Origin of the sequence: Acetivibrio cellulolyticus CD2, assembly GCF_000179595.2 — a bacterium.
Lineage (GTDB): Bacteria > Bacillota > Clostridia > Acetivibrionales > Acetivibrionaceae > Acetivibrio > Acetivibrio cellulolyticus.
Window position 1 is genome coordinate 1,837,629 of record NZ_JH556653.1, and the last position, 9,385, is coordinate 1,847,013.

Here is a 9,385-nt window from a genome sequence, read left to right on the forward strand (position 1 = left end):
CAGTCATATTCATAGGTTGTATTTTTCCCATTCCTGTCGAGCTTTGCCATCAGCTCTCCTGTGGGTGTATATTCATAAGTTTCAGTCTTTGATGCTACTCCTATTCCGTTTGGATCACATACCCTTTTGAGTTTTCCAGATGCGTTGTAATAGTAAGTTGTTACATAGCCTCCAAGGTTCTGTTCCTTTAATGTTCCGTCTATATAGTAGGTGTAGCTTGATATTGGAGTTGTTGCCGACTCATCATTATATACATGCTCCAGCCTTCCTAAAATATCATATTCATACTTAATTTCATTCTCTTCCCCATCACGTTTGACACGCACATTGCCCATGTTATCATATTCCTGACTTGCCACGTGCAGTTCCGGGTCTGTTGTGGATACAAGCCTTCCGTTACAGTCATAATCATATTCTGTGAGCCTGTTATATGCATCATAGGATTTATCCTGCAAGCTGCGGGCATTGTATTCCAGCTTTTCATAAGCTACATTCATAGGATCTGTCTTTTCGTAAAGCCTGTTTAATGCGTCATATTTGTATTTATTGACGTTGTCTCTCCAATCCACAGTCCTTATGAGGTTGCCGTTCAAGTCATAATCGTATGTAGTGTCATGAACCACACCACCTGCAGTCACTGTGGAGAATTTCATCCTGTCAAGCTCGTCGTACTGGTAAGTTGTCTGTACACTATTTCCATCTGTAGTTGAAACAGTATTACCGTTTTTGTCGTAGCTTGCATGAGTTGTTATTGCTTCATTTCCATTATATCTTTGTTGGCACTGCGCTTCAACCTTTGAGCTTACAACATTGTATGAATACAGGTCACATATATCATCTGTGGTATCTGTGAGCGTATTCATCATATTTTGCACATAAACCATATTTCCAAGTGAATTATATTGCATTATCTTTTGTGTTGAAGTCAAAGTCCCATCTACCTCGTTCTATTCCTTTAATGTTCCGTCTATATAGTAGGTGTCATGAAACACGTGTAGAATGTCAACACAAACACAAGAACACAAGACCCTCCGGCTCGAAAAATAGTTTACCGCTTACGTTCGTAGAAAAAAGAAAGACGGTCATCGTGTAGACAACCGTCATTAAACCTCAAATCTATGGTTTAAAATCAATATATACATCATTAAATTTATTTTCATCTCTTGTAATCACTAATTGTTCATCTGTTAAATAGAAAGATGGTTTTGCTCTAATATATGTAAACGTATAATCGTATACAAGTGGGTCAGTCTTATAAATTTCTTCAAAATATTTCTTTTCAGAAATTGAAGCATAATGAAGAATTTTATTCGCATCATCAGAATCTATCGGAGGTGAAATTTCATTTCCGTAATTATAAATTTCTAATTTTTCTTTCAGACTAGCAGTATTCTTGAATAAATCACCTAAAAATACTCTGTCCCCAGTTTGCATATCCACGGTTACCCCAATACGAGTATAGGTACTCATATAATCCTCACCTCTATCATCCTTCAATTCAGTAGTATAACATAAGGATAAATATTTTGAATTTTTGTATTTTACAGCTATCTGACTTTCATCCAACCATTCGCAGTCTTTATTTATCCACTCAGTTATTGATGACTTGAGTGTTTGATTTATGCGACCCTCTATGCTTTCATTACCTACACCTGATATTTGTGCATACTTCACTTTGAATGGTTTATTCTTTTTGTTATACGATATATATTCCTTCATATTCACTTTGTAGTCAGTTACATTGTTTGATTTGATTTTTACAGGCTTATTTGTTTGATTATCAATTACATTGCCTGATTTGCATCCTACAAACAACATAGTCATAACAACAAAGAAATATATCAAGATAACCCTTTTCATAATATTCAATCCCTCCCCAACTATTTAAACGCATTAACGGCTTTATTATATGCATCTACTCGGTCATCCCAACCATTAGGAAGACTATATGTATTGCCGTTGACGCTTAATGAAACACTATTTCCTTTTTTATCTTTGTTTATCGTAAATGAACCTCCTTTTCTTATTGAGCTTAAATCTTTATCTATTCCCTGAGGAACTCCATTTACATAATATTGAGTAATAAGAAAAATCCCTAAATCGCCGCCATTTTTATTCACATATGCATTAAGGTTACCCTCACCAGTTTTCTGCATATTACTCCAGAACCAAGCTGACGCTTCCATCGGATATTTATTTGCTATATATGTAGCTGTATCAGCACCTGAAAAAGAATCATTCATTGACTTAAGAAATGCTAAATGCGTATTTCTCCATGTAATCTGAATATATCCTGCCCCTCTTTCATTTTTTCCATACTTTTTATTTGCAAAATAAGCATTACTACCTTGCTCTAATGTATTCTTTCCCCAACCACTTTCTGCTGCCATTGTAGCCATGAATAGGCGTATACTTTCTATGTCAGTAATTCCGTATTTAAGAAGAGTATCGTTTAATTCTTTTACAAATGAAGCACTTGTATCAGGCCATCCAAAGTTTTTCAGTTGATCAGCAGTAACGAGATTACCCGTCCCCTTAGTAGCAGAATTTATATTTATACTTTTTTTAGGTACAACAGTATTACTATCCTTTATTGTTACGCCTGCATAAGACGCAATTTCATTAACATATCCTTGAATACGTCCATCTACAACATATGCAGTTTCATTTGTCACCTTCGTACTGCTTGAGCCATCTTTATTATCAATTATAACAGTTTTTTTATTTCTCCCCAAATCATACTTAATTGTTGTCCTAATATTCTGACTATTTGGATCTTGATTGTTGATTATTATAGTAGCTGTGCTCGTCTTACTATCCCAAAGAACATTATTATTACCACTAATAGCCATAACAATATCTCTGACATTTCCATATGCGCCATATTGACTACCAGTATAGTTTCCGATACTCTGACCATTAATTGATTCATACCCTGTTGGATCAACATACATCATAGGCTCATTATGGCAATATGCATACAGATTCAAACTCAACGGGTCAGCTATTGTACCCATATATGTATCCTGCTGTAAAAATCTTGCCGTTTGCGGGTCATAGTATCTTGCCTGAAGGTTATAGTACTTTGATTCCTCATCGTATTGGTATCCGGCATACAATATCTGGCTCTTTATTATTTCATTCTCATCTATTGTCTCTTCTCCAGTGCTGTCATAGTAGGTCTCAGAGGTTATATTACCAAATTCATCATACTTGTACTGTGAGCGGATACTTTTTGTTGTAGCATCCAGCAGGGCTGTCACATCAGCATGTCCGTTGTAGAAATAGTATACCTTGTTAGTCCCTGTTTCCCTTGATATAAGGTTGGTTCCTATTACATTGAATGCGCTTATTGCTCCGCTGTTTGTGTATTCAAATACTACATTGTCATACTCATAGAAGTATCTTGCAGTCGTTCCGTCTACTGTTTTTGCAACTCTCTTTCCCTCTGCATTGTATGTATTCTCCATCTGCTGGTTTATACCTGTTGTCACGGTAGTCTTGAGCTGGTTTAACAGAGTATAGGTATTGGTGGTTATCGTGCTAGGTCCATTTGTTATGTCATATACATTTTTCAGGTTGCCATTGCTGTCATGGAGATATAGTTTTTTCTGTATTATATTTCCGTATTGGTCATCCTCTCTCTTGGTCACATATTGAATCCTGTTATTATCGGTATATTCATATTTTGTATATGTCACCTCATTGGTTGCCGTTATGGTTTCTATCTCTGTATCCCTGTTTCCTCTTGAATCATAGGTATAGACTATTGTCCTTTGTGCAGTATTTATATCAGGCTCATATATGTTTTTCAGCCTGTTCATGCAATCATATCCGTAGGATGTTGTCTCTGTTGGCTCTGTTGGCCCCCCTAAACGTTCCTGCTTCTGGGTCATGTTATGGGCTCCATCATAGCAGTACTTATAGTATTCTGACTCGGCAAATACTCCCTGATCGTCCTTAGCTTGATTTGTAAGGGTATCCAACAGCCCGTCATCATAATACGTGTATACCTGTCTGAAATTATCGTTGTATGTTATACTTTCTCTTCTTCCATCATCATAGTAATCATATACAGTTGTTTGTCCGTCAGACGTCACTGTCTTCAACCGTCCTGCTGCATCGTAAACCTTATCTACGCTATTGCTTCCAGGGTATACACTTTGTTCCTTTACTTCTCCTGCATTTACTCCTGTAATTATATCATAATTGTATGTTACAGGACCCATGACTATTGTATTGTTGTTTGCATCTACTGATGTTTCTGTCTTTGTTTTTACCCTGTTCAGTTCATCGTAGATTCTCTGCGTTGTGACTCTGCTCTTTAAAACCCCATTTTCCTTTGTCTCAACTATTATCTTTTTAAGATTTCCGTTTCCGTCATATCCCATGTCAGTTGATTCATTCGGCACTGTTATCTGTACGTATGTGCTGCTATCGCCTGTAAACTGGCTTATCATCCTTCCATGACAGTCATATTCATAGGTTGTATTTTCCCCATTCCTATCGAGCTTTTCCATCAGTAAGTGCAGAACGCATTATGGCGATAAATAGCCTTTTAATTTTAAAATACGATAATAAAGCCTATGGTCTGATTAGTTTCCAGACCATAGGCTATTTTCTTGGTAAAAAAGGTTATTTTTTTGAATTATTGAAATCAAAAATATTATTGTATGAATCACGATGTTGTTAATTCAACTAACTCCGGAAAGAACCGTTTTTACCGTTTACTAAGGATCAATAATTGATATCTATAATTTCCTTTTATACTTTTATACTTTGGCTCGTTTTCAGATTTTAAGATTTTAATAATTTTTTTACAGTGTTCTTTGACATTTTTTTATAGGTTTACAGGGTAAGGAAAGACGGTCATCCGAAGACAACCGCCATCAATAATTTTCTACAATTACTTTTCTTTGTTATCAAATGTTTGAGAATTATAACCATAACTCAATAGACTAAATACAGTGTTCCTTTATCATTTTGAGAAAGTTGGCACTGAAGCTTTTCTATTGTTCCAAATCGTTTAGGTTAAATCGCAACAACATATAGCCATTCAAAGAATCTTGGTATGGAAAATTAAGATATAAATAACTTTTGTCCATAGAAAATTCTGTAGTGTCACCTTTGATAGATTCCTGAAATGCTTCAATAAAGCTAGAAATCCTTTCAACCTCTTTTCCAGTTCCAAAGCCATCTGTATAAGAACCTTCTACAATATCAAATTTTAAATTTTCAATATTTCTAATAATACTATCTATGTTGACAAAGTCTTTTAAATTAACTGATTTTCCAGTTGTCAAATTTATTGTTAATAGACGGTCTACGGTTATTGGCTTCCCACCGGTATAGAAATAACAATTATATCTGAGTGAAATATGTTCATCATCAAATAAATAAATTTTGCAAGTGCCTTTTTCAGATCGTACTCCTTCAATTTTTTTATTTATTATTGAACTAAAGTCATTTAAAATTTCATTATAATCATCTTTGAACAGTATCATTTTCAGTTGATTATTAACTTCTTGTAGAACGCTTATATTTTTAATATTATACAACTGAGGATATTCTACGTTGTAATCAACTATATACTTTTTGTCCCCATTCACTACATTTGAGTTAATTCTATAATTAAGTATTTTCCCATAATACTCATTATTATAGAAACTGTTGATTGGGGTAATTTTTATAAACGGGAAGTCTGATTCCTGTTGTTGATTATTAGCACTGCCAAGTTTCTGTTGATGATTGCTTTCACTACGAAATTCGATGTTATACAACAGAAAAGATAAAAAAACAAATACTATAATAATTAAACTATAAGCTTTAAATTTCATATTACTCACCTCTTCTTACTTAGTAGGAAGACCTAATTCGCTTCCTGTCAGTATTTTATATATTTTATTTATATTTGAATTTCTTTTTTGCAAACTTCCTGTATCATTCGAATTAATTCCATTTAACACTCCATGATAATCCTTATTATCTGCTAAATTATTCAAATTTTTGCCAGTAGCGCTGCCATATTCCCAAAACCACCCAGTTGCTTCCCAGGCATATTCACCAACATCTATAACACCAAGTTCTCCAGGCTTAATTTGGCTGACAGGTTTATTATAAACTCCACCTATTAGTTGATATCCATCTTTCATAATACTTTGATCCTTTATGTAGTTAGCGAATCTCTGATAATTATCTCTGCCAGTTATTTGAATATAACCAGAGCCTCTAAATAATTCTCCATCATTTCCACCTTTATTTCCCAAATCGGAATTATTAGAGTATTTATTATTAAAATAAGTTTCTGGTGAACTACCATTAAATTTTTCTAGCGTTCTACTACCAAACGAAGATTCGTGTGCAGCTTCGCCTAGAAAAAATGCAATACGAAGAGGTGTATTTATATGATAATTTTCCAATATACGATTTAATTCTGCTAAATTTGATTGTCTTTCTGTGGGAGTTGATCCCATATAAAAACCAAAATCATCTAAATTTTGTAGTGTAACTAATCCCCCAGCATTACCCGTCCCCTTAGAAGATGAATTGCTAGAACTATTATTTGCTTCTCCAGTAGAGGCATCAGGGTACGAAGGTCCCACTTTCTGGGAATAGGTTAGAATTGCTACTAATGAACTAACATCTTCACCTGTACCACCATTGCTTTTCTTAAGGTATTTATCATATGCCTCCTTAAATTGAGAATTATTCTTATATTCCTTCGTTTCAAGTATTAGCTTTCTATCTTTACTTGCTTTTTCTGCAGCATCTTCTTGTGCTTTTGTTCTAACATACTTTTTTGGGTTCCACCAATTTAGTTTATCGCGCCCTTCTTGCTCCTCTTCATATACTTCTTTTTGATTTAAAATATCGTACAACAAATCAGCAGCTGTCTTTGCAGCATACCCTGTCGGGTCAACATACATTATAGGCTCATTATGGCAATATGCATACAGATTCAAACTCAATGGATCATTTGCACTACCCATATATGTATCCTGCTGTAAAAATCTTGCCGTTTGCGGATCATAGTATCTTGCCTGAAGGTTATAGTACTTTGATTCCTCATCGTATTGGTATCCGGCATACAATATCTGGCTCTTTATTATTTCATTCTCATCTATTGTCTCTACTCCAGTGCTGTCATAGTAGGTCTCAGAGGTTATATTGCCGAATTCATCATACTTGTACTGTGAGCGGATATTTTTTGTCGTAGCATCCAGCAGGGCTGTAACATCAGCATGTCCGTTGTAGAAATAGTATACCTTGTCAGTTCCTGTTTCCCTTGATATAAGGTTGGTTCCTATTACATTGAATGCGCTTATTGTCCCACTGTTTGTGTATTCAAATACCACATTGTCATACTCATAGAAGTATCTTGCAGTCGTTCCGTCTACTGTTTTTGCAACTCTCTTTCCCTCTGCATTGTATGTATTTCCCATTTGCTGGTTTATACCTGTTGTCAAAGTAGTCTTGAGCTGGTTTAACAGAGTATAGGTATTGGTGGTTATCGTGCTTGGTCCATTTGTTATGTCATATACATTTTTCAGGTTGCCATTGCTGTCATGGAGATACAGTCTTTTCTGTATTATATTTCCGTATTGGTCATCCTCTCTCTTGGTCACATATTGAATCCTGTTATTATCGGTATATTCATATTTTGTATATGTCACCTCATTGGTTGCCGTTATGGTTTCTATCTCTGTATTCCTGTTTCCTCTTGAATCATAGGTATAGGCTATTGTTCTTTGTGCAGTATTTATATCAGGCTCATATATGTTTTTCAGCCTGTTCATGCAATCATAGTCGTAGGATGTTGTCTCTGTTGTCTCTGTTGGCTCTGTTGGTCCTCCTAAACGTTCCTGCTTCTGGGTCATGTTATGGGCTCCATCATAGCAGTACTTATAGTATTCTGACTCTGCAAATACTCCCTGACTGTCCTTAACTTGATTTGTAAGGGTATCCAACAGCCCGTCATCATAATATGTGTATACCTGTCTGAAATTATCGTTGTTTGTTATACTTTCTCTTCTTCCATCATCATAGTAATCATATACGGTTGTTTGTCCGTCAGATGTCACTGTCTTCAATCTTCCTGCCGCATCGTAGACCTTATCTACGCTATTGCTTCCAGGGTATACACTTTGTTCCTTTACTTCTCCTGCATTTACTCCTGTAATTATATCATAATTGTATGTTACGGGACCCATGACTATTGTATTGTTGTTTGCATCTACTGATGTTTCTGTCTTTGTTTTTACCCTGTTCAGTTCATCGTAGATTCTCTGCGTTGTGACTCTGCTCTGTAAAACCCCATTTTCCTTTGTCTCAACTATTATCTTTTTGAGATTTCCGTTTCCGTCATATCCCATGTCAGTTGATTCATTCGGCACTGTTATCTGTACATATGTGCTGCTATCGCCTGTAAACTGGCTTATCATCCTTCCATGACAGTCATATTCATAGGTTGTATTTTTCCCATTCCTATCGAGCTTTTCCATCAGCTCTCCTGTGGGTGTATACTCATAAGTTTCAGTCTTTGATGCTACTCCTATTCCGTTTGGATCACATACCCTTTTGAGTTTTCCAGATGCGTTGTAATAGTATGTTGTTACATAGCCTCCAAGGTTCTGTTCCTTTAATGTTCCGTCTATATAGTAGGTGTAGTTAGACATTGGAATAGTGGCCAACTCATCATTATATACATGCTCCAACCTTCCTAAAATATCATATTCATACTTAATTTCATTCTCTTCCCCATCACGTTTGACACGCACATTGCCCATGTTATCATATTCCTGACTCGCCACGTGCAGTTCCGGGTCTGTTGTGGATACAAGCCTTCCGTTACAGTCATAATCATATTCTGTGAGCCTGTTATATGCATCATAGGATTTATCCTGCAAGCTGCGGGCATTGTATTCCAGCTTTTCATAAGCTACATTCATAGGATCTGTCTTTTCGTAAAGCCTGTTTAAGGCGTCATACTCGTATTTATTGGCATTGTCTCTCCAATCCACAGTCCTTATGAGGTTGCCGTTTAAGTCATAATCGTATGTAGTGTCATGAACCACACCACATGCAGTCACTGTAGAGAATTTCATCCTGTCAAGCTCGTCGTACTGGTAAGTTGTCTGTACACTATTTCCATCTGTAGTTGAAACAGTATTGCCGTTTTTGTCGTAGCTTGCATGAGTTGTTATTGCTTCATTTCCATTATATCTTTGTTGGCACTGCGTTTCAACCTTTGAGCTTACTACATTGTATGAATACAGATCACATATATCATCTGTGGTATCTGTGAGCGTATTCATCATATTTTGCACATAAACCATATTTCCAAGTGAATTATATTGCATTATCTTTTGTGTTGAAGTCAAAGTCC

Annotated in this window: 4 protein-coding genes and 1 pseudogene; all 5 read right to left on the bottom strand. The window is 35.7% G+C overall.

Annotated features, from left to right (window positions below):
• Positions 1-908, bottom strand: a pseudogene (locus tag ACECE_RS27180) (sugar-binding protein); the annotation flags it as partial.
• 208 nt (positions 909-1,116) lie between these two features.
• On the bottom strand, positions 1,117-1,860 hold the full coding sequence (locus tag ACECE_RS0210180) for a hypothetical protein (RefSeq protein ID WP_010681106.1): 744 nt from the start codon (positions 1,858-1,860) through the stop codon (positions 1,117-1,119).
• Between the two features lie 20 nt (positions 1,861-1,880).
• Positions 1,881-4,520 carry an RHS repeat-associated core domain-containing protein gene (locus ACECE_RS31715; RefSeq protein WP_010681107.1) on the bottom strand — a complete coding sequence of 880 codons (2,640 nt, stop codon included), beginning with the start codon at positions 4,518-4,520 and terminating at the stop codon, positions 1,881-1,883.
• Positions 4,521-5,009: 489 nt separating this feature from the next.
• Positions 5,010-5,837: a hypothetical protein gene (locus ACECE_RS0210190; RefSeq protein ID WP_010681108.1), complete on the bottom strand. Its 828-nt coding sequence runs from the start codon at positions 5,835-5,837 to the stop codon at positions 5,010-5,012.
• A 15-nt stretch (positions 5,838-5,852) separates the two neighbouring features.
• A partial coding sequence (locus ACECE_RS27190) for an RHS repeat-associated core domain-containing protein (protein ID WP_010681109.1) occupies positions 5,853-9,385 on the bottom strand: 3,533 nt, incomplete at its 5' end.

Excerpts from the sequence above, each read along its gene's own strand:
- ACECE_RS0210180 (WP_010681106.1), bottom strand. The coding sequence starts at position 1,860 with ATGAAAAGGGTTATCTTGATATATTTCTTTGTTGTTATGACTATGTTG.
- ACECE_RS31715 (WP_010681107.1), bottom strand. The coding sequence starts at position 4,520 with ATGGAAAAGCTCGATAGGAATGGGGAAAATACAACCTATGAATATGAC.
- ACECE_RS0210190 (WP_010681108.1), bottom strand. The coding sequence starts at position 5,837 with ATGAAATTTAAAGCTTATAGTTTAATTATTATAGTATTTGTTTTTTTA.